This is a genomic window from Parabacteroides sp. AF48-14 (assembly GCF_003477465.1).
GTDB classification, from domain to species: Bacteria; Bacteroidota; Bacteroidia; order Bacteroidales; family Tannerellaceae; genus Parabacteroides; species Parabacteroides acidifaciens.
Genome location: NZ_QUDI01000020.1, coordinates 24,270 through 44,487, shown reverse-complemented (window position 1 = coordinate 44,487; position 20,218 = coordinate 24,270). Strand labels below are relative to the sequence as shown.

Below are 20,218 nucleotides of genomic sequence, written 5' to 3'. Positions count from 1 at the left end.
TCTTATAGCGTTTATTATTCAAACGACTCTAATTCATACAAATATAATGATTATTCCAATAATAAAAAAGCGCTGAAAAAAAAGGGGAGACAAATAGAACTGTCTCCCCTTCCAATAAATCCGTCTATATTTTGATTTCCGGTTTATCCCTCCGGATAAACGCCGTCATTTATTTAAGAGAATAGCCGTCATTCTGGGTCAGACTCGGGTTGCGTTGGATTTCATTGATAGAAATCGGCCATAACAGGTCTGTTTTCTTAAATGTGGCTCCCGATGCATTTGTAGCACCAATCAGCTCTTGGAAATCAACTTTGCCCGCTTCCGTCTCGGAGATTACCGGGAATTTGCCGGTACGCAGACAGTCATCCCAAATCTTAAATTCCAACGGGAACTCGCGCAAACGTTCCAACCAACATTCTTTTATAAATAAATCTTTCGACAGGGCCTGCAACTCGCTTGCATATTGTGCGACGGTCTTGCCATTCATGTCGGCACGGGCTTTCACCTGCGCCAGGCAGTTGGCAGCTTCAGCCGTAACACCAGTGCTTTGTGCTATGGATTCGGCGGCAACCAACAACGCTTCCGCATAACGGAAGAAGTTCTGGTCTTTCGTTCCGCGTCCTGTTGTCAACAAAGCCTCTTCATCAAACCAATACCAACAGCCGGCTGCCGATTTCGATTCCCATACAGCTCCGGTATTCGGGTTCGTGTATTTCCAATGGAAGAACTGATTCGGCTGGATACGCAAGTCTTCCTTGTCATATACATTCAAGAAGCGGTTGGTAGGACCGTACACGCGTTCCATGATCGAATAGGTTCCGAATGTAGCCACGGCAGAAGCATCGCAGGAATAAGTAGGCCACCAGTCGCCGGTATGAATAGAAGCATCATATTCGACAGCATAGATCACCTCATCCAAATCGTCTGTCGTACGAAGTTTATTAAAGGCGCTATTCATGGCAAGATCCTCGTTAGCCGTCAGTTTGTGGGGAGATTCCACAACCATTCTGGCATAAGTGGCGGCATCCGCATACTTGCCTTGCTGCAAATAAACATCGGCCAGCATCATGGCAGCCGCATATTTCGTAATACGATGTGCGTTATCTGCAAACTTGGCAGCGGGAAGGACCTCTACGGCTTCTTTCAAATCCGCCTCGATCAATGTATAAACAGTTTCAACCGGAGTACGTTCGAGATACAGGTTTTCGATCGACTCATACGGTTCGGTCGGCATCGGGACTGCTCCTAACATTTTCACCAGGTAAAAATAATTGAATGCGCGGAAGAATTTTGCTTCTGCAATCAACCTCGCGGATGTCGATTCACTCATTGCGATGTCCGGAATATGCTTGATCGCGCCGTTCGCAATATTGATAGATTTATAACACTCATCCCAAACGCCATCTATCATACTGGATACAGTACTGGTATTCTGCTGGCGGGTCAGTTCGCGTGCATATTTACAAACAACTTCCTGTCCTTCATAACTGTTCGTAAAATATCCGGTCAGCATACCGGAGATCGAAGCGTTCGGACCAATATAAGCAGAGGGAGCCTGCGCGATACGCATAACAGCCCCATTGCGATACAAGTAATTGACATTCGCCTCTGCCTGTTCTGCAGTCTTGTAATAGTCAACGGAAGTCAAGGAAGATTTAGGATTTTCATCCAGGAAATTACAGGACGTCATACCTGCCAGGCCGACGCATAATATAGCGATTGTTAATATCTTTCTCATTTTCTTCATCTGATTAATTGTTGATTAAAAAGTCACATTCACACCGAACGTAAATGTCCGGGCTCTCGGATATGAGAAGAAGGTCATATTCTGACCGAATTTGTCCATCTGGGAAGAGCTTTCAGGATCATATCCGTTAAACTCTTTCGAGCAAAGCAAGAATGCATTGTTCACATTTGCATACAAGCGCAAACCTGATAAACCGAGAGATTTAATCATATTCGGCTCAAAGTTATATCCGAGCTGAATCAGGTTACAACGCAGGTAAGAACCATCGGCCACCCACTGGGAATCTGTTTTTGTATCCTGTCCTGCATGGTCAATACCGTTATGCTTGCCGCTGCTCAGGTAAATCATCTGCTGCATCGCATCCGGATTTGTTCCGTCATAAGCATCATACAAGATGTTGCTCAAACCGTTGGTAATACCAAAACGGTCGTAGGTAGAGTGATAGAAACGTTGCAAGGTTTCGACACCCCAGACAAACTGCATATCGACAGTCAAATCAAAATTCTTATAGCTGAATGTATTCACAAAGCTACCGGTCCAATCAGGCAAACCTTTACCGATGATCTCTTTTTCTTCAGAACGTTTGGCACGTCCGATCTGATTCTTCTCGCAGTTTCCTGCTTCAAAGTCTTCCTTGGTATATACGCCGTAACGTTTATATCCGTAGAAACTACCCATACTTTCGCCGACACGCAGGATGCTACCTCCGTTTACCCAATCGTACATGTAGATGTCCTCGTCGTTATCGCCCAATGCCAGGATTTCATTTTTATTGTAGTTCAGATTCAGCGTAGAAGACCATGTAAAGTCGTGCGTCTGTACAGGCGTACCATTAATCATGATATCCAATCCCTGGTTTCTTACCGAGCCGATGTTCTTGAATACGGAACTGAAACCGGTTGCATGGGGCAACGGACAATCCAGCAACAAATCTGTCGTTTTCTTATTGTAGTACGAAATATCAAAGTTCAGACGGTTCTGAAACAGGCCCAAATTGAAACCGACATCGAACTGTCCGGTTTTTTCCCATTTCAAATCCGGATTGCCCATTGTATTGATATACGACCACGGTCCTCGTTTGCCATCCAGCAAATCGGTTCCTGCATCCACATTTGCCAACGATTTGTAAGGATCGATTTCCGAGTTACCGGTCAGACCATAGCTGGTATGCAATTTCAGGTTACTGATCAGTTCGCTGTCTTTCAGGAAGTCTTCCTGTGAGATATTCCATGCCAAACCGGCAGAAGGGAAGAATGCATATTTATTGTTTTCACCGAATTTAGAGGAACCGTCGACACGGGCCGTCACTGTTGCCGAATAACGGTCTTTATACGTGTAGGCAAAGCGCAGGAAGTAAGAGTTCATGGCCCATCTGTTCCAATCGGATTCGGGAGCCGAAGGATTTGTTCCTACCTGCATATTGTTTTCTTCATAGAAATCATCCGAGAAACCTTCCGTATATGAGCGGTCATAGCTTCTTGTACGTTCCTGCCAGGACAGACCGGCCATGGCATTCAAACGGTGTTCACCAAATACTTTATTGTAAGTCAGGTAAGTTTCTTCCTGCCAGTATAAGGTATTAGTATGATTGATTTCGGCACGTCCCTGTTGCTGCATGGAGATGTTGTTCAGGTCGCGGGCTGAATATTCCTTATAAGTACGCTGGTGAGAGTCGATACCCAACTGGGTTTTCAGATCCAGGCCATCCAACAAATGGAATGTCAGGGCCATATTTCCGAATATCTGGGTGTTATATCTCATTCTTTTCTGCTTTTCCAGAATCATGACCGGATTCGACATACCTTCCAATCCGAACATATTGCTCTGTGTCATTGAAGTCGTACTGGTCGTATATTTGCCGTCCATATCCCGCACCGGATACCAAGGCACCATTTCAATCATGGTACGGCGTGCATCCTGTCCGCCTCCGTCTTCCGGCGTATAGCGGCCCCAAGTATGGTTCACCAACAAGTTAACGGCTGTCGACAACCAGGTAGTCGGATTGGCATCATAGGCTACTTTGGCATTCAAACGCTTGTTGTAAGTATTCATCACAATACCCTGCTGATCCGTATAGTTCAGGAAAGCACCCATAGAAGAGTTCTTGCCGGCCTGCTGGATATTGATCTGGTGGTTATGGGAGATAGCAGTACGTGTCGCTTCTTTCTGCCAATCCGTATCATAGAGCGGATTGCCATTAGCATCAAAATAATTCCGGTCACTGAACCAGTAAGAGCGATCCAAAGACCAATCCTTGCCCATGTATTCATTCTCATTGGCCAGACCGATCATGAAGGCATCACACCACTCCTGTGAATTTAGAAGATCCATGTAACGCGCCATCTGGCTAAGGCTTACAGATCCCTGATAGCTTACCTGCGTACCTTCGCCGCCTTTTTTACCACGTTTGGTTGTCACCATGATTACACCGTTGGCACCGCGCGCACCATAAATGGCAGCGGCAGAAGCATCTTTCAAGACTTCCATGCTTTCGATATCGTTCGGGTTAACCAACTGGAAATCTTCCATAACGACACCGTCCACTACATACAACGGATCGGAAGATGAGTTGATAGTAGCCATACCACGGATCACTACACGATTGGCATAAGCACCCGGCTGGCTGGAGTTTGAAAAGATATTTACACCGGACACTTTACCGCGAAGGTTTTCCAGTGCGCTGAAGTTTTGCGACTTTGCCAATTCTTCGCCTTTGGCTACTCCGATAGAACCTGTAACATCCGATTTACGCATCGTACCGTAACCCACAACTACGACCTCTTCCAAAGCCTGTGAGTCTTCCGTCAGCATGACAGTAAAGGATGTCTGGTTTCCAACCGGCAGTTCCTTTGTCAGATAACCGATAAAAGAAACTTGCAGGACAGCACCCTCCGGCACATCGGAAATCGTAAAGTTTCCGTCCATATCCGTCATCGTGCCGTTAGTCGTGCCTTTAATAATGACATTGGCACCGGCTACCGGACCAAATTCATCATTTACAACACCGGTAATCGTTTTGCCATTCTGGGCTACGACCGGACTTGCGTTCTTTGTCAAAACGATATAATCGTTTTCAAACGCATACTTTACATTCGAACGACCGAATGCTTCACTTAAATACTGAGCGACAGTTTTATTCCCTGATTTAACAGAAACTGTTTCGTTCGTATTCACTTCATTTTTACTATAGACAAACAGATAATCCGTTTGTTTCTCTACCTGATCGATAAACTCACCGATCGTCAAATTCTTTCCGCTGATATTGACCCTTGCATTTTGCGAACTCGTTTTGGCTGCAAATGAAGAGAATACGCAAAGGAAAAGAAGGAAGGCTGAAATTCTCATGACATTTAGAAATTTCGGTTCTTTTTTCATAACTTTGCTTCGTTTACTTGTTAATACTTAATTTGTTGGAATTTTGTGTTAGCTTTAGGGCCGGTAGGTGCGGGAACACTTATCGGTCCTTTTTATATTTTCTGTTCTCTAAATCATAGGCAGTAGCATTAAATTAAAGATTAGACATGTTTAGCGTATTGTGATGCAATTCGTTTCCTCGTCCTTCACGAAAGAGAAATAATAGACTTTCTGCAGGGTTTGGAGCACGCTCTCGACCCCGTCGCGCTGGCGGAACTTACCACTGAACCGATATTGATCCAGCTTCCGGTTTTTCTGTATGATCGTTATGTCATAATAGAGTTCGAGTTTCCGGATGATCTCGCTGAAAGGGACATCGTCAAAAGCGTAAATGCCTTCTTTCCACAAAAGGAAATCGGTGTTGTCATAATAGCTCTTTTCCAGCTTTTCCCCCGTCCAGAAAACACATTCATGCGGGGCGATCTGCAGGGCTTCCGCATCGTTATCGCCGCTATATACTTTGACCGAACCTTCGACCAGCGAGGCGTTAAACTCTTCATCTCCTTTATAGGCAAAGACGTTGAACTTCGTACCTAACACTTTTATATTGGCTTTCTCTGTCGAGACGATAAAGGGGGCTTCTTCATCTCGCTTCACTTCAAAGAAGGCTTCCCCGTCCAGTTCCACCCGCCGTTCTTTCTTGTCGAAGTGGTTCGGATAACGCAAAGTCGAACGGGCATTCAGCCATACGGTCGTCCCATCGTGCAGTTTCAATAAGGCACGCTGTCCGGAAGGAGTGGAAAATTCTTCATAAGCAATCACCGGCTGTTCTACGGCGGGTTCCGGCCGGTTAGTGACGAGCCAGGTCGAGACAACTGCAATACAAACAGCTGCCGCATATCCTACAATATGCTTGTAAAGAATCGCATGCGATTCTTTTTTCCTGGAGTGTTTAAACTCCAGGAGCTTTCCTACGGCACGCGGTTCATCTTCTTCCGCCGGCATCCACGAAGTCAGGGCACGAATATTCTGTACTGAAAAGAATTCTTTCTTCAGTTCGGCATCCGTCTCCATTGCGGCAAATAACTGTTTTTTCTCTTTTGCAGTTATTTCCCCGTAAAAATATTTAGTTATCAGCTCATGCATTTCTTCTGCGATTATGAAAGGGGAGCGATTATCTTTTCAGTTACCACTAAAAGACAATCGTAAATAAATATTATTTAACACTAACAAGAAATAGCAACAGGGGCAGGTAGTCTTTCAGTTCGACACGAAGTTTCTTTAAAGCTATGGCGATATGGTTCTCCACCGTGTTTGCCGAGATATTCAGTTCTTCGGCAATTTCCCGGTATTTCATTCCTTCAATACGGCTTTTTAAAAATATTTCACGACAACGTTCCGGCAGTTTATCAATTGCATTTGCAATTACTTTCTCGATTTCTTCCTCTGATGAAAAGGTATAGTTCAGCTGTTCGAGAGACATCAGCTTAAAGGATAGTTCCTGTTTATATTCTTCCGCCACCACCTTATGGCGAAGATAATCGAGGCTCCGGTTCTTTACAAGTGAAAAAAGATAGGAAACCAGGCTGATACGGATATCCAGCACTTCCCGCTTCTCCCACAGAAGAAGGAAAACATCCTGAACCACGTTCTCGGCATCTTCTTCAAACACGACATATTCTTTTGCAAAACGGAGCATACGCGAATAATACATGACGTATATTCTATCAAAGCTATTCTGTATGTCCTTTCCCATAGAAGTAGAAACGTTTATTGTTTAGACTCTAAATATATGCATCGAAGGCAAAGATATAAAAGATTTGTAACATACATTACAGAAAGTGCGTTTGCATTTTTAACCAAAGACTGTTTTCTTTGTATTATGAAACAATATAATACGTCCAAGAAAAAGAAAAAATTCTCCTTTCCTCTTTATATGCAGATACTTGCAGGGATGATTATCGGGGTGATTATCGGGATTGCCGCCATACAAATCAATGGCGAAAAGTTCATACAAGACTGGATTCGGCCCTGGGGACAAATCTTTATCCGCCTGCTACAATTGATTGCGATTCCGCTTGTATTCATTTCGCTTATCAAAGGCGTTACGGGACTGAAAGACATCAGTAAGTTCTCCCGTATCGGAGGAAAAACGGTTCTTATTTACTTAGGGACAACGCTTGTTGCCGTACTGATCGGGCTCTTTATGGGACTGGTCGTAAAACCCGGCAAGCTGGTCAACCGGGAACAGGTTGCCCACCTGCAGGAAAACTATCAGTCGATAGTCGAAGAGAAAAAACAGGCGGCGGTGGAGACGCATGACAAAGGTCCGCTTCATTTCCTGAATGATATCGTGCCGAATAATATTGTCAGTGCGACGGCGGACAACTCGAAGATGTTACAGGTGATCTTCTTTGCCATCTTTTTCGGAATAGCGGCATTAGCTGTTCCGGCGGACAAGATTGCGCCGGTCATCGCCCTATTCGACGGGTTGAACGATACGATACTCCGCATGGTGGATTATATCATCAAGTTTGCCCCTTGGGGAGTCGCGGCGTTAATGGCGGGACTGGTGACGGATTTCAACGGGGATGCCAGCATATTCAGTGCCTTGGGTGTATATGCATTGACTGTCGTCGCAGCGATGTTCGTCCTGGTGTTGGGCTTCTATCCGGTGCTGATACATTTCTTCACGAACATACATTTTAAGGATTTCATACGCACCCTGTATCCGGTCCAACTATTCGCTTTCACGACCAGTAGTAGCGCGGCGACTCTTCCGGTCACTATGGAGACGGTGGAAAGAGATCTGCATGTCTCGCAGGAAGTCAGTTCGTTCGTCCTGCCTGTCGGAACGACTATCAATATGGACGGAACTTCCTGCTACCAATCCATCGCTATCCTGTTTATCGCACAGGTGTTAGGAATCGACCTCAGCCTTACGCAACTCATCATCATCGTTGCCATGACCATCCTCTCCTCTATCGGAACGCCCGCCATTCCGGGAGGAAGCTATGTAATTCTCACAATGGTATTGACCTCAGTCGGTATCCCGGCAGAAGGACTGGCACTGATACTCGGCATAGACCGTCCGTTGGATATGCTCCGCACAGCAGTCAACGTCACAGGGGATGCTGCGGTCGCAACGATTGTAGATCGAAGCACAACAAAAATATGACTGAATTTGTTTCCCATATAGGAACGTTGTTATATCTTTGCCAACGTAAATACAAAATAATGGAAGCAAAGGTTAGGTTCAAAATCATATATTCGGAAGAAACCATCAAGTTTCTGAATAGTCTTGATGAAAAGGCAAAGGCTAAAATCATGTATAACATAAATAAAAGTAAATATGTGATTGACAAAGAACTTTTCAAAAAGCTGGAGACTACCGATATATGGGAGTTCAGGACTTTATATAATGGTATTGCGTATAGGTTATTTGCCTTTTGGGATACGGATAAAGAGGCGTTAGTACTCACCACGCATGGATTTATCAAGAAAACACAAAAAACTCCAAATAAGGAAATTGCGAAAGCAGAGGAAATCAGAGAACAGTATTTTAACTCTAAAAAACAATAATATGGAACAAATGAAATTTTATACAGAGGAAGAAGCTCTTGATAGAGTTTTAGGAGTTAAAGGTACTCCTGCCCGTGACAAATATGAAACTGACGTAAACAACTTTCTCATAGGTGAAGCGATCAAACAGGCCAGAGAGGCTAAAAACCTCACTCAGGAACAACTTGGCGAACTTATGGGAGTTAAGAGAGCGCAAATATCAAAAATAGAAAGCGGAAAAAGTATTTCTTTTTCTACAATTGTTAGGGCTTTCAAAGCAATGGGAGTAAAAACGGCAAGTTTAGAGCTTGGTTCTTTGGGTAAAGTTGCTCTTTGGTAATAACCTTTAATACACCTCCTTAAATTAGGGCCCTAATAAGTAAACCGGATCCCGAACTGAAAAGTAAAGGTAAACGGATGTGCCGTCCGGATGCTTTCAAAGCGGATGCTGCTATTGCGGGACTGCGGGTTCAGGTTGTAATAGTAGCTTACGCCCGGTTCGATGAACAGCGAGAGCGGACGGCGAAGTTCCGCCTGCATACCGGCGGCGGCATTCCAGGAAGGTTGCCAGCGGTTGATATGCAGATGCATGCCCGTCTTCTTTGCCGATATGCAATATTCGATCATTCCTCCGCCGGAAGCATAGAAAGAAAGATTCTTCCATTTATAGAAAGTCCAGCTGAGCTTTAACGGTACACCGATATAATGCAACTTCTGGGAGCCGTCATAAGTCGTCTTCTCTTCCAGGATCTCCGAATACAGATAGGTATAAGACAAACCCGTCTCCAACGCGAGCCGGGGCGTGATGTACGTGCGTGCGGAAAGACCGACTGTAATCGGCAGGTGATGCCGGTAATAATAGTCCGTCGTATAGTTGCCCGAACCACCGTTGCCACCGCCGATAGCCGCTTTTGTCGGAAGTTCCTCTGACGGTTTATCGCCCGGCTTTTCCGGTTTATCGTCGGGATTCGGACGTGGTCCCGGATCTGAAACCCAGTCATCGTAATGCTCAAGGCCGCCTCCCATATTCGTCACATTATTGCTACCGGTCTGGATACCGAAAGCAACGCGGTTAAAGTCGAACACTTTCTTCTTTTCCTCCATATGGCGATACGGAATACTGTTCCGCCTGTCCGGCTGCGGACCGGAATCTTTATGGACGGGGCGAGGCGGTTCCGCCTGTCCGACACTGTCTTCTGCGGATTCGGCAACCAAGACTTTTTCCGGCAAATCGACCGGAGACAACTCCGGCATCAGGCTGTCTATAACCTGTATATAGGGGAAGAAGCGAGCCTGGGCGGGCTTCTCCGGAATTTCTTCCTGCGGCAAAGCGGACACCGTGTTTTCCTCTTTTGTCGAAGGGGTGACGACAGGACGTTCCGCTACAGCCGTCTGCGGTCCTCACGGCGGAAAACGACAACCGATATCATCAGACACAACAGGGCGACAGCTGCCACAGCCATCCAACGATACAGCAGCCTGCGGCGAACGGGCTTCATCGCTACCGCCGACGACTCCTGGTCAGGCAAGAGCGCAGGAAGTTCTGCCTCCAGCTTTTCCCAGCCGTCCCTGCGGAGAGGAAGATGAAACTCATCTTCCCGGTCGCGAAGCATTTGCAGTATGTCATTCTTGTCGTTCATGTCTGTCTATTCGGTTTTCTTTAATTGTTCTTTGATACGGGTAACCAGCAGGCGGCGTGCACGATTCAGCTGGGAGGCCGACGACGCTTCGTTGATATGCAAGCTGTGCGCAATCTCCCTATGGCTCCAGCGTTCAAACACATACAAGTTGAATACGGTACGATAACCGGGAGGTAACTCCGCCACAAACGCCATCAGGATATCCATCGACAGGCCGTTCGCATCCGGTTCCTCTTCGTCCGGCAATTCCGGCAGTTCATCCAGCGGCAAGCCGTCGCGGAGCAGGTCTTTATGGCGAAGGTATTCCAGTGAAACATTGGCAAACACCCGGCTCAGCCAGGCGCGCAGGCTCCCTTCACCCCTATAAGTAAAAGATGAAATGGACGAGAAGACCTTCAGAAAACCGTCGTGCAGGAGGTCGTGGGCCGTCTCCTCATCGCCGGCATAGCGATAGCACAAGCATAGCATCCTCTCCGCAAAGCGCTCATACAGCTCCTTGCGGGCAAGATTGTCTCCGGTCTTGCATCTATCGGTCAACTCCGTTTCTGTCATCAAATCTTATAGTGCTTTTAAATGTAAATGCAGGTTTGCATGAAACCTTGCACGAAGGAAGGGAAAAAATTATTTTTATTACAAATCAGAGCATCTCTTGTTATTTTTTTCCTGTTCATAAATATAAAATGCATGTAAATAACATCCAAGTGCCACAAACTGGACAAGAAGAAACAATCCGTATTCTTCTTTGAGACAACAATATAATGAAATAATCAACATCACAGTGCTACATCTAAACACAGCGAAAGGATATGACCTAAATCCTAAAAGATCCGTAAGCCGATCATATTTCCAGAATTTATCACTCACATAAAAAGTAGCGATACCTATCAATATAAATACCACTCCGTCATATTCCGCAATGACAGGGACATACTTGAACAACAACAAAAGGATTATCGTAAACAGAGCAATAAACAAATCAACCCACAAAAAGCCAGGCAAATAATCCCGGAGAAAAGGTTTAAGCGGAAGACTCTTGCTCCGATAGTACCTCTTTCTTAAATAAACGTTTTCATTCCGTTTGGCAAAAAGACAGACATAGCCCAACCCGAATGTATAGGAGATCAATGCCGGAACAAATACCAATATATTTTTCAAACTTTCCATTAACAGACTTCCGTACAAAAGACATACACTTGTAAGGAAAAGAGTCACATTGGTAATAATAATATGATTCGCCATTTTCCAATAAGGCCCCCCAGACCAATGTCTGAATAATAATTTCCACAATAGTATACCGGATAAACAAAAACTTCCAACTGCGAATAAAATATTGGCCGTATCGCTTTCCATATACCGCCCCAAAGCCAACAATCCAACCGACAGCCCAACCAGTGGAACCGATATACACACAAATGGTTTAATATACTTTCTTGTCATTTCATATCATTTTGCAGAAACCTCTTGTGCAAAGGAATAGAAAAAAATTCATTTTTCAGAGCAAGAAGAGCCTCCGCTGATTGCAAAATGTATTTTTTATTGTCAGCGGAGGCTCTTCTTGCCTCAAAAGAAATTATTTATGGCCAGCGGAGGCTCCGCTTAGTCCAAAAATATCATTTTGTAATCAGCGGAGGCTCTTCTTAAACAAAACGACAATATTTATAATCGGCGGAGGCTCCGCTTGGCACAAAAATATCATTTTGCTACAAGCGGAGCATTTTCAGCCTTAAAGTTTATATTTATACAGCTGCGCCATCACCTTCTGATACTCGTTCTGCAACTGCATATAATTCTGCATGCTTTGGTAGAGCGTCGTGACGTCGACAAAATACTCGATCATCGAGATCTGCCCTGCCTGGATTGCCTTGTTCAGCAACGCCAGGTTGTTCTGGCTTTTCAGCACATCGCTATATTCGTCGATCGAGGTTTTCAGGGCGAGCGACTGGTTATAGAGGCGGAGCAATTCGTTCTCGACCGTCGTCGTCGTGCTTTCCAACTGCAAGTCGGTGTAAAGGCTTTGCGCCTTTGCCTGCTTCACATTGTTGCGGTTCGAGAAGAGAGGGATGCTGATGCCGACCAGGAAGCCGTTGAAGCGTTCGCCTCCGGCAGCCGTATTCAGACGGTAACCCAACTCGAAGCCCGGCAGGTTCAGCGATTTACTGACGCTGAGCTGACGCAGGGCGGCGGCCTTCTCGCTTTGCAGGGAAAGCAACTGGCGGTCGGCGGGAACTGCTTCCTGTTTCAGGTCGACGAACGACTGCGGGGCTTCCACCGGTAGATAAGCCGTGTCAGTGAAGTTGATCGCGATACCGCCGTTCAACATCGCTAACTCGCGCAGCTTGGCTACGCGGGCGGCTTCGTTCATGCGGGCTTCATTCTTCGCGTTGAGCAGTTCGAGGTCGATTTTGTTTACTTCGAGCACGTTGGCATCGCCGTTTTGCAACCGTGTCGCATAGAGGGCGGACAGTTGTTCGGCATTCTGCCGGCGGGTGTCCAGCAGGCTCTTCTGCTGGTTCAACAAGATCAGATCGAGGCAGACTTCCTTGGCTTGCAACAGGATTTGCTGGCGGACTTCCGCCCCTTGCCGGTCGAAGCCCTCTCCTTTCGCCTGCGACAGTTTATTCTTCTGCACATAGACAGAAGGGAAATCGAAAGACTGGGAAGCGACCAGCTCGCCCTGTATGCCCATTCCCTCCTTATTCCCATACTGGTGCGTATAGGAGACGGACGGGTCGGGCAGGTTATTTCCCAACCGGGCTTCCAGCTTCTGTGCCGTCACCAATTGGTGGTTCGCCTGCAACTCCTTGTTATTGGCCTCGACGCTGCGAAGACCTCCTCGATGGAGGTCTGCGCACCGGCGGCCATTATAGAAGAAAGGAATGCTATTGTGAATATGAATCGTTTCATTATTTATCTTCTTTATTCATTAATAAATAAACAATCGGGATGATGAAGCCGTTCAGGAAGGTGGATGTCAGCAAACCTCCCAGGATAACAGTTGCCATCGGGCTCTGTATCTCGTTACCGGGCAAGTCGCCGTTCAAGGCAAGCGGGATCAGGGCGAGAGCCGAACTGAGCGCCGTCATCAGGATCGGGTTCAGACGGTCCAGGGAACCTTGCACGACAGCTTGCTTTAACGGCATATTCTCGACTGTCCGGAGATGTGTATAATGGCTGATCAGCAGCATACCGTTACGGGTGGCAATCCCGAACAGGGAGATGAAACCGATGATCGCAGGAATACTCACCTCGCCGGAAGTCAGCTTCAGGATAAACACGCCGCCGATCAACGCCAACGGCAGGTTCAGCAAGACGACTCCGCTCTCCTTCGCATCCTTAAACTCGTTATAAAGTAGCAAGAAGATGACAAGCAAGGACATCAGCGACGTAAACAGGAGCGTACGGCTGGCGGCCTGCTCGCTCTCGAACTGTCCGCCGTATTCGATATGATAGCCTTCGGGCAACTGAATGGAGGCGTCCACCTTTTGCTGGATCTCATTCACGACGCTGCGGAGGTCGCGTTCGGAAACGTTTCCGCTGATCACGATCTTACGCTGGACATTCTCGCGGTTAATCGTGTTCGGACCTGTCACGGAACGGATCTCGGCGACATAGCTCAACGGCACTTTCTTCCCGCCGGCGTCGATCATCAGGTTACGGATATCCTCCATCGTCGCACGGCTCTCGTCGGAAGTCTTGACCGTCAGGTCGAACGTCTTGCCGTCGTCATAGACTTGGCTGACGGCTTCACCGCCCAGCATGACATTCACATATTCTTCAAACTCCGGCAAAGAGATACCGTATTGCGCCATCAGTTCGCGTTTCGGCGTGATGGTAAGCTGCGGGCGTTCGATCTGCTGCTCCACTTTCAGGTCCATCAGGCCGGGGATGCCCTGAATGGCTTCCTTGATCTGGTTGCCGACCGTAAACATCAGGTTCAGGTCCGTACCGAACAGCTTGATTGCGATATTCGCTTCCGTACCGGAAAGCATGGCATCGATACGGTGGGAGATCGGCTGTCCGATTTCGATATTGGCGCCACTGATAGTCGACAGCTTCTTGCGGACATCGTTCATGACGGCGTCGCGGCTACGGTCTTTCAGGATGAAAGGAGCCTCGATCTCGGATACGTTCACGCCTAAGGCATGTTCGTCCAGCTCGGCGCGTCCGGTCTTACGGGCAACCGTCTGTATCTCGGGAACCTGCATCAGCAATTCTTCCGCGCGGCGTCCCATCTCGTTCGATTCGTCCAGGGAGATACCCGGAAGGGAACTGACGTTAATCGTGAACGACCCTTCGTTGAACGGCGGCAGGAAGCTACGTCCCAACGTAAAGAAAGTCCCCAGGGCAACAACGAACAGGGCTATCGTACAGCCCAGCACAATCTTTTTATGCGCTAATGCTCCGTTCAGTGCCTTGCCATATACACCTTTCAGCTTGCGGGCCACCCAAGCTTCTTTCTCTATGCTCTTATCCGTTGCCTTCCGGTTCAGCAGGTAACTACACAACACCGGAGTCAATGTCAACGCCACAACCGTAGAGGCAAACAACGCCACAATAAAAGCAATTCCCAACGGGATCAACATACGTCCTTCCATCCCGTGCAGGAAGAAAAGGGGCACGAAACTGACCACGATAATCAACGTCGAATTAAGAATCGGCATACGGACCTCACGGGAAGCGTCGAACACGACATCCAGAATGGAACGCTGCTCTGCGGGCGGCAGCAAGCGGTTCTCGCGTATTCGCTTATAGACATTCTCCACGTCGACAATCGCATCATCCACCAACGAACCGATCGCAATCGCCATACCTCCCAGGCTCATGGTGTTTATGGTCAATCCCATATAATGCAGCGCCAGAATGGAAACCAACAGGGAAAGAGGAAGGGCAACCAGCGAAATCACCGTCGTACGGATATTCATCAGGAAGAGGAAGAGGACGATCACCACAAAGAAGCTCCCCTCGAACAGACTATTCTTTACGTTATTGATAGAGCTGTCGATGAAGCGGCTCTGGCGGAAGATATCCGTCGAGACATGCACGTCTGACGGCAAGTTTTTCTGTAAATCCGCCACAATCGCATCCAGCTTATCTGTCAGGTCGATCGTACTCGTATTCGGCTGCTTGGTGACCGTTATCAGCACGGCCGGTTTAGCCCGTTCGGAAGCCGTTCCGAGTTTCGGGCTCTTGCCGCCGATCTTCACCGTCGCCACATTCTCCAAGAGGACAGGGAAATCGCCGACAGTCTTTACAACACCTTTTCCGATCTCTTCCGCTTTGGCAGTGGAAAGGACGCCCCGGATGATGTATTCGTTATCGTATTCATAGAGTACGCCACCGTTGGCATTCCGGTTCATATTGCGAGTTACGGTCAGGACTTCATTCAAGCTGACGCCGTAATGCTTCATGCGAGCCGGATCGAGCAGAATCTGGTATTCCTTAATGTCTCCACCAATCACAGCCACCTGTGCCACGCCGCCTGTCGAAAGCAGTCGCGGACGGATTGTCCAGTCGGCAATCGTACGCAGGTCCATTTGGGTGGTGACAGCCGTCGAATCGTCAACCGTCAATCCGATAATCATCATTTCCCCCAGAATGGAAGACTGCGGGCCTAATGTCGGTTTCCCGACATTCTCCGGCAAGCTTTCACCAACAACGGCCAGCTTCTCAGATACAATTTGGCGGGCCCGGTAAATATCCGTCCCCCAATCGAACTCAACCCAGACAACCGAAAAACCGGTCGTAGAAGACGAACGCACACGGCGCACATCCATCGCACCGTTCACAGCCGTTTCCACCGGGAAAGTAACCAGGCGTTCCACCTCTTCGGGCGCCATGCCATTCGCCTCCGTCATGATAACAACAGTCGGCGCATTCAAATCCGGGAACACATCCACATCCGTATGGAACGCCGTATATGTTCCAGCAATCATCAGCAGCAGGGAACAGACCAGTACAACCAGCCTGTTATGCAGCGAGTAATATATTATCTTGTTCAACATAATTTAATTGACAATTGATAATTGACAATTGACAATTAAGAAGACTGTGACAAACTAATTGTCAATTCTCCATTGTCAATTGTCAATTTATTAATGATTATGTGTATGTGCAGGAATAGCATTAGAGGCAGAAGCTAACTTGATCTGGTACGCGCCTTCGGTCACGACTTCGTCACCGGCTTTCAGGCCGCTCAGGATCTGCACTTCGGAACCGTTATCGGCTCCTAACGTCACAGGCACTTTCTTGTAGGCTTCCTCATGCTCGCGAACATAGACAGAATAGACGCCCTGCTCCTCGATAAGTGCAGAGACGGGAACGCTTATCACGTTTTGTAGCGGTGCGGTAAGCAGATAGATTTCGACGAATGAACCGGGAATGATAGCGCCTTTGTTGTCGAACTCGAACGTTACCGGCACATAGAACGAGTTTGCATCGGAAGCCTTCCCATACGAAAGCAGACGTCCGCGCAGGTCGGACAGTTTATAAGTCGCATTGTCATACGGTGTACGGAAATTGGCAGACTGCACGGAAGGCAGATAGTTATAATATTTCTCCGAAACCTCTGCACGCAGCACCAGGCGATTATTCTGTGAGATAGTCGCCAACGGCTGGCCGACAGTCACATAATCACCCTCCTTCACTTGCAGGTTCTTCAGATAGCCATTTATCGGCGAAACAACGGAAACACCGTTAGCCGTCTGTTTTCCTGCAACAGCTTCCCAGGCGACTTTCGCATTCTCATAATTCAGGCGTGCCTGCTCGAAATCTTTGGCTGAAACGATCTTATCTCCTATCAAGGCTTCCATGCGTTCATATTCCTTCTTTGCGTTCTCATACGCATATTTGGCTTTGGCTGCCACATTTCCGTCAGACAGCCCGCTGGATGCAAGACTCAGGATTGCCTGCCCCTTGCGTACAGCCGCTCCATCGACAAACGACAGGTTGCCGAATGTCACCACACCGGGAACCGTAGCGACAACAGCCGACTCTTCTCCCTGGGCAGCCATCACGCGGCCGCTTGTTTTGATCACATCCGTGAATGCGCCCGGTTCCACTTTATGCGTCTTCAGCCCGACTGCTTCCGCAAGCGCCTTTTTAAAGGATATTTCTCCGGCATGTCCTCCACCGGCTTCTTCATGTGCATGATCATGTCCCTCGTGTTCATGGTCATGCCCCTCATGATCGTGATCATGTCCTTCTTCATGCTCGTGAGCTTCGTGTTCGTGCTCTCCGTGAGTCGCAGTATTCCCACTGCAACCCGCTAACAGGTAGGCGAAAATCACCCACGCTAAATATATCTTCTTCATTCTGATAGATTTGTCTAATGTATATTCGATAATAAATAATAAGGATAGAAGGTTGCATCAAAAGCGGGAATTAACACTCTTGACACGACTTCACTCAATCATCAATTATACATAGAACGGAGGCGCACGAAGCCCTGACGCAGATATTATCCACGTATCATGCAGGGACTCGATGTAAAAGGACCGGTCTTTCTCAAATAAGAGTTTATAGAATACCGGAACAGGAGGATTTATATAGTCAAAAAGTACAAGCAAGGGGAACAGATATTGGCTTGCATCTCCATCTGTCGTATGTGAAAAGATAGAAGTATAGAGCGCGATGTTATGCCCGTTGCAGCCGCAGTCATGCGATTGCGAACTGCCATGCCCGCCATGAGCCGCTTCGGTCGACAGCGATTTATAGCACGGCAACCCGTTACTATGGTGATGATGCGGCACAACGACCGACAGTAACACCACGATACTAACAAGCAGCATCACATACTGATATATTTTCCGTTTCGCTCTCATACTTAGTGATGCAAAAATAAGAAGTTTTTCATTACTACGCAATTATACATCTAAAGAATAAGGCCAATTTGACTCTCATAATTGACTTTTGATTCATTTTTATTTCATTTTTCGGAACAAAAGGGCTCTTTCTTGCGTTATAAGAGTAAATACTACATATACATATTTAATAGGGAGAAATAAAATGACAACAGATGTACTCAACAATAATCTGATAGAAGCGTTAAAAATGAAAATTCCCGATGGTTCAAATCTCGCAAATGAATTAATGGACATTTTATACATCGGGAAAGAAGCTGTCTACCGCAGATTAAGAGGCGAGGTACCTTTTACATTAGCAGAAGCAGCCACCTTATCAAAAAAATTAGGCGTTTCACTGGACCAGGTCGTCAGTGCAGGTTTTACAAATAATGCCATGTTCAATCTGAACTTTTTGCATTATTCGGAACCACTAAAGACCTACTCATCTATCATCAGGCATTACACAGATGTATTGGAAACTATAGCCGGTGATCCTGAATCCGATCTTTGCACAGCATCCAATATGATACCGCAAGCGTTTTATCTGAGATATGAATATCTTTCACGCTTCCGCTTGTTCAAATGGATGTATCAGCATGAGAAAGTAAACTGCGTTAAAAACTTCTCAGAACTTCAACTGACGGAAGAACTGGCCGATGCACAAAAAAAATTTGTCAACATCTCCCAAGAAATCGAGACGACCAATTACATATGGGATCAATTGATCTTCAAGCACCTGGTCAATGATATCAAATATTTTCAGGATATGCATTTAGTCACGGAAGAAGAAGTTGCAAAACTGAAAGAGGAACTTTTTCATTTGCTTGACGAACTGGAAGAGATTGCAACCATCGGCAAGTATCCGATTAGCGGAAAGAACGTTAATATCTATATTTCGAATATTGATTTCGAAGCGACTTACAGCTACGCCAGCATGAAGAATTTCGAATTCGGGATGATTCGCATCTTCTCGATCAACTCGATCTCTTCTAAAGACAAGGAGTTCTGTCAGAGCCAGCGGGAATGGATCAAATCTCTCAAACGCTTCTCGACCAACATATCGGTGAGCGGAGAAATACAACGCATCCAGTTCTTCAACGCACAACGGGAACATATCAAAATGCTCTGAAAGAGCATTTTGATAGTTGAAAGTGTTAACCGATTTTCGCACAGATAAGTTCAGCCGCTTTCTTTCCGCTCATCAGCATACCGCCGAAGATCGGTCCCATACGGAAACTACCGCTTACACCATTAGCAGCCATACCGGAAACGAACAATCCCGGATAGATTTCCTTTGTATTCTCGACAGTCGTAGATTCGCCTAACTCGACGTTCAACGAACGTTCGCCGATCACACCGCCAGTCGGAGTGTTCAATTTAATATCGTTCTTGCGGGCAACTACGCGGGCAATTTCGCAATCGTGACCTGTTCCTTCCAGAACAGCCTTTGCCATGATCGTCAGCGGGTCCACATGCATACCTTCACGGATGACCGGAGCCCAGTTCACAACCACGCCGGCTACGGCGTCGTTATGGAACACAACGTCTTCTACAGAATAGCAGTTGAAAATAGTTGCACCGGCCTTCGTTGCGTTATAGATCAATGCAGAAGTGGTGTGTACGGAGTCCATAATATAAGTACCGTTACCGGCATCCTTATAGCTAACGCCCAACTCTTTCACGATCGGCATGGCTTCTTCCTGCACGACGATGTCGTTAAACATCATGGCGCCGCCCCACATACCTCCACCGGGAGCCAGTTTACGGTCGAACAAAGCAACTTTCTTTCCGGCTTTAGCCAGGTAATAAGCGGCAACAATACCGGAAGGGCCACCGCCTACAATAGCGACATCAATAGACAAATTACTCTTCAACTTCGCAAAGTAAGAGTCAATAATTCCTGTTGAAACAATCTGTTCCATACAAAATAATAATTAGAGTTTAAACATCGGGAAGCACATAGAGGTAACGCTCCCCTTTATTTAGCAATTCTACCTTTTCCCTTCACGGCATTACCCGGGCAGGTTCTATGGGTATAATCTCAGCCTGATAGTAAGGCACCCCTATGATAAGTC

16 protein-coding genes, 1 pseudogene and 1 riboswitch are annotated in these 20,218 nt (G+C 46.9%); of the genes and pseudogenes, 4 read left to right on the top strand and 13 right to left on the bottom strand.

All coding sequences use genetic code 11. The features are described 5' to 3' along the window. Positions 1-169: 169 nt before the first annotated feature. The 4 genes from DW083_RS10930 to DW083_RS10915 all read right to left on the bottom strand — a co-directional run bounded on the left by DW083_RS10930 (position 170) and on the right by DW083_RS10915 (position 6,857). Positions 170-1,738 (bottom strand): RagB/SusD family nutrient uptake outer membrane protein, encoded by a 1,569-nt coding sequence (locus tag DW083_RS10930; RefSeq protein ID WP_122332397.1) that lies wholly within the window; start codon positions 1,736-1,738, stop codon positions 170-172. A gap of 24 nt (positions 1,739-1,762) precedes the next feature. Further along, positions 1,763-5,122 carry a TonB-dependent receptor gene (locus DW083_RS10925; protein ID WP_115498706.1) on the bottom strand — a complete coding sequence of 1,120 codons (3,360 nt, stop codon included), beginning with the start codon at positions 5,120-5,122 and terminating at the stop codon, positions 1,763-1,765. A 150-nt stretch (positions 5,123-5,272) separates the two neighbouring features. Further along, positions 5,273-6,247 (bottom strand): FecR family protein, encoded by a 975-nt coding sequence (locus DW083_RS10920; RefSeq protein ID WP_122332396.1) that lies wholly within the window; start codon positions 6,245-6,247, stop codon positions 5,273-5,275. Positions 6,248-6,317: 70 nt separating this feature from the next. Further along, a complete protein-coding gene (locus DW083_RS10915; RefSeq protein WP_115498708.1) occupies positions 6,318-6,857 on the bottom strand; it encodes an RNA polymerase sigma-70 factor in 540 nt (179 codons plus the stop codon). A gap of 180 nt (positions 6,858-7,037) precedes the next feature. Between DW083_RS10915 and DW083_RS10910 the strand changes: the two genes are divergently transcribed. From DW083_RS10910 to DW083_RS10900, 3 genes are read left to right on the top strand one after another with little or no spacing between them, the layout of a single operon-like run. After that, positions 7,038-8,279: a dicarboxylate/amino acid:cation symporter gene (locus DW083_RS10910; protein ID WP_233547773.1), complete on the top strand. Its 1,242-nt coding sequence runs from the start codon at positions 7,038-7,040 to the stop codon at positions 8,277-8,279. A gap of 59 nt (positions 8,280-8,338) precedes the next feature. Beyond that, complete coding sequence (locus DW083_RS10905; protein ID WP_122332411.1) at positions 8,339-8,683, top strand: type II toxin-antitoxin system RelE/ParE family toxin; 345 nt, start codon at positions 8,339-8,341, stop codon at positions 8,681-8,683. 1 nt (position 8,684) lies between these two features. Then, on the top strand, positions 8,685-9,002 hold the full coding sequence (locus tag DW083_RS10900; RefSeq protein WP_122332394.1) for a helix-turn-helix domain-containing protein: 318 nt from the start codon (positions 8,685-8,687) through the stop codon (positions 9,000-9,002). A 32-nt stretch (positions 9,003-9,034) separates the two neighbouring features. Here the strand turns inward: DW083_RS10900 and DW083_RS10895 are convergent, their stop codons facing one another. The 8 genes and pseudogenes from DW083_RS10895 to DW083_RS10855 all read right to left on the bottom strand — a co-directional run bounded on the left by DW083_RS10895 (position 9,035) and on the right by DW083_RS10855 (position 18,122). Further along, positions 9,035-9,991, bottom strand: coding sequence for an outer membrane beta-barrel protein (locus tag DW083_RS10895; protein WP_147382128.1), 957 nt, complete (start codon positions 9,989-9,991; stop codon positions 9,035-9,037). Positions 9,992-10,044: 53 nt separating this feature from the next. After that, positions 10,045-10,302: a hypothetical protein gene (locus DW083_RS10890; protein ID WP_122332392.1), complete on the bottom strand. Its 258-nt coding sequence runs from the start codon at positions 10,300-10,302 to the stop codon at positions 10,045-10,047. Between the two features lie 6 nt (positions 10,303-10,308). Continuing rightward, the gene (locus tag DW083_RS10885) at positions 10,309-10,854 is read right to left on the bottom strand and encodes an RNA polymerase sigma factor (RefSeq protein ID WP_122332391.1); all 546 of its coding nucleotides are present in this window, start codon (positions 10,852-10,854) and stop codon (positions 10,309-10,311) included. 78 nt (positions 10,855-10,932) lie between these two features. Then, positions 10,933-11,739 carry a hypothetical protein gene (locus DW083_RS10880; RefSeq protein ID WP_122332390.1) on the bottom strand — a complete coding sequence of 269 codons (807 nt, stop codon included), beginning with the start codon at positions 11,737-11,739 and terminating at the stop codon, positions 10,933-10,935. 286 nt (positions 11,740-12,025) lie between these two features. Then, positions 12,026-13,206: pseudogene (locus tag DW083_RS10870) on the bottom strand (TolC family protein). Further along, positions 13,206-16,304, bottom strand: a complete 3,099-nt coding sequence (locus DW083_RS10865; protein ID WP_122332388.1) for an efflux RND transporter permease subunit — start codon at positions 16,302-16,304, stop codon at positions 13,206-13,208. The pseudogene DW083_RS10870 and the gene DW083_RS10865 overlap by 1 nt, the downstream one beginning before the upstream one ends. A gap of 90 nt (positions 16,305-16,394) precedes the next feature. Next, the gene (locus tag DW083_RS10860) at positions 16,395-17,612 is read right to left on the bottom strand and encodes an efflux RND transporter periplasmic adaptor subunit (RefSeq protein ID WP_115498715.1); all 1,218 of its coding nucleotides are present in this window, start codon (positions 17,610-17,612) and stop codon (positions 16,395-16,397) included. A 105-nt stretch (positions 17,613-17,717) separates the two neighbouring features. Beyond that, entirely contained in the window at positions 17,718-18,122 is a 405-nt protein-coding gene (locus DW083_RS10855; RefSeq protein ID WP_115498716.1) for a DUF6769 family protein, read from the bottom strand. 184 nt (positions 18,123-18,306) lie between these two features. Between DW083_RS10855 and DW083_RS10850 the strand changes: the two genes are divergently transcribed. Next, positions 18,307-19,272 (top strand): hypothetical protein, encoded by a 966-nt coding sequence (locus DW083_RS10850; RefSeq protein WP_199659168.1) that lies wholly within the window; start codon positions 18,307-18,309, stop codon positions 19,270-19,272. A 25-nt stretch (positions 19,273-19,297) separates the two neighbouring features. Here DW083_RS10850 and DW083_RS10845 read toward each other — a convergent pair whose 3' ends face one another. Beyond that, positions 19,298-20,065 carry a sulfide-dependent adenosine diphosphate thiazole synthase gene (locus tag DW083_RS10845; protein ID WP_122332386.1) on the bottom strand — a complete coding sequence of 256 codons (768 nt, stop codon included), beginning with the start codon at positions 20,063-20,065 and terminating at the stop codon, positions 19,298-19,300. Between the two features lie 59 nt (positions 20,066-20,124). Beyond that, positions 20,125-20,218: riboswitch (TPP riboswitch) on the bottom strand.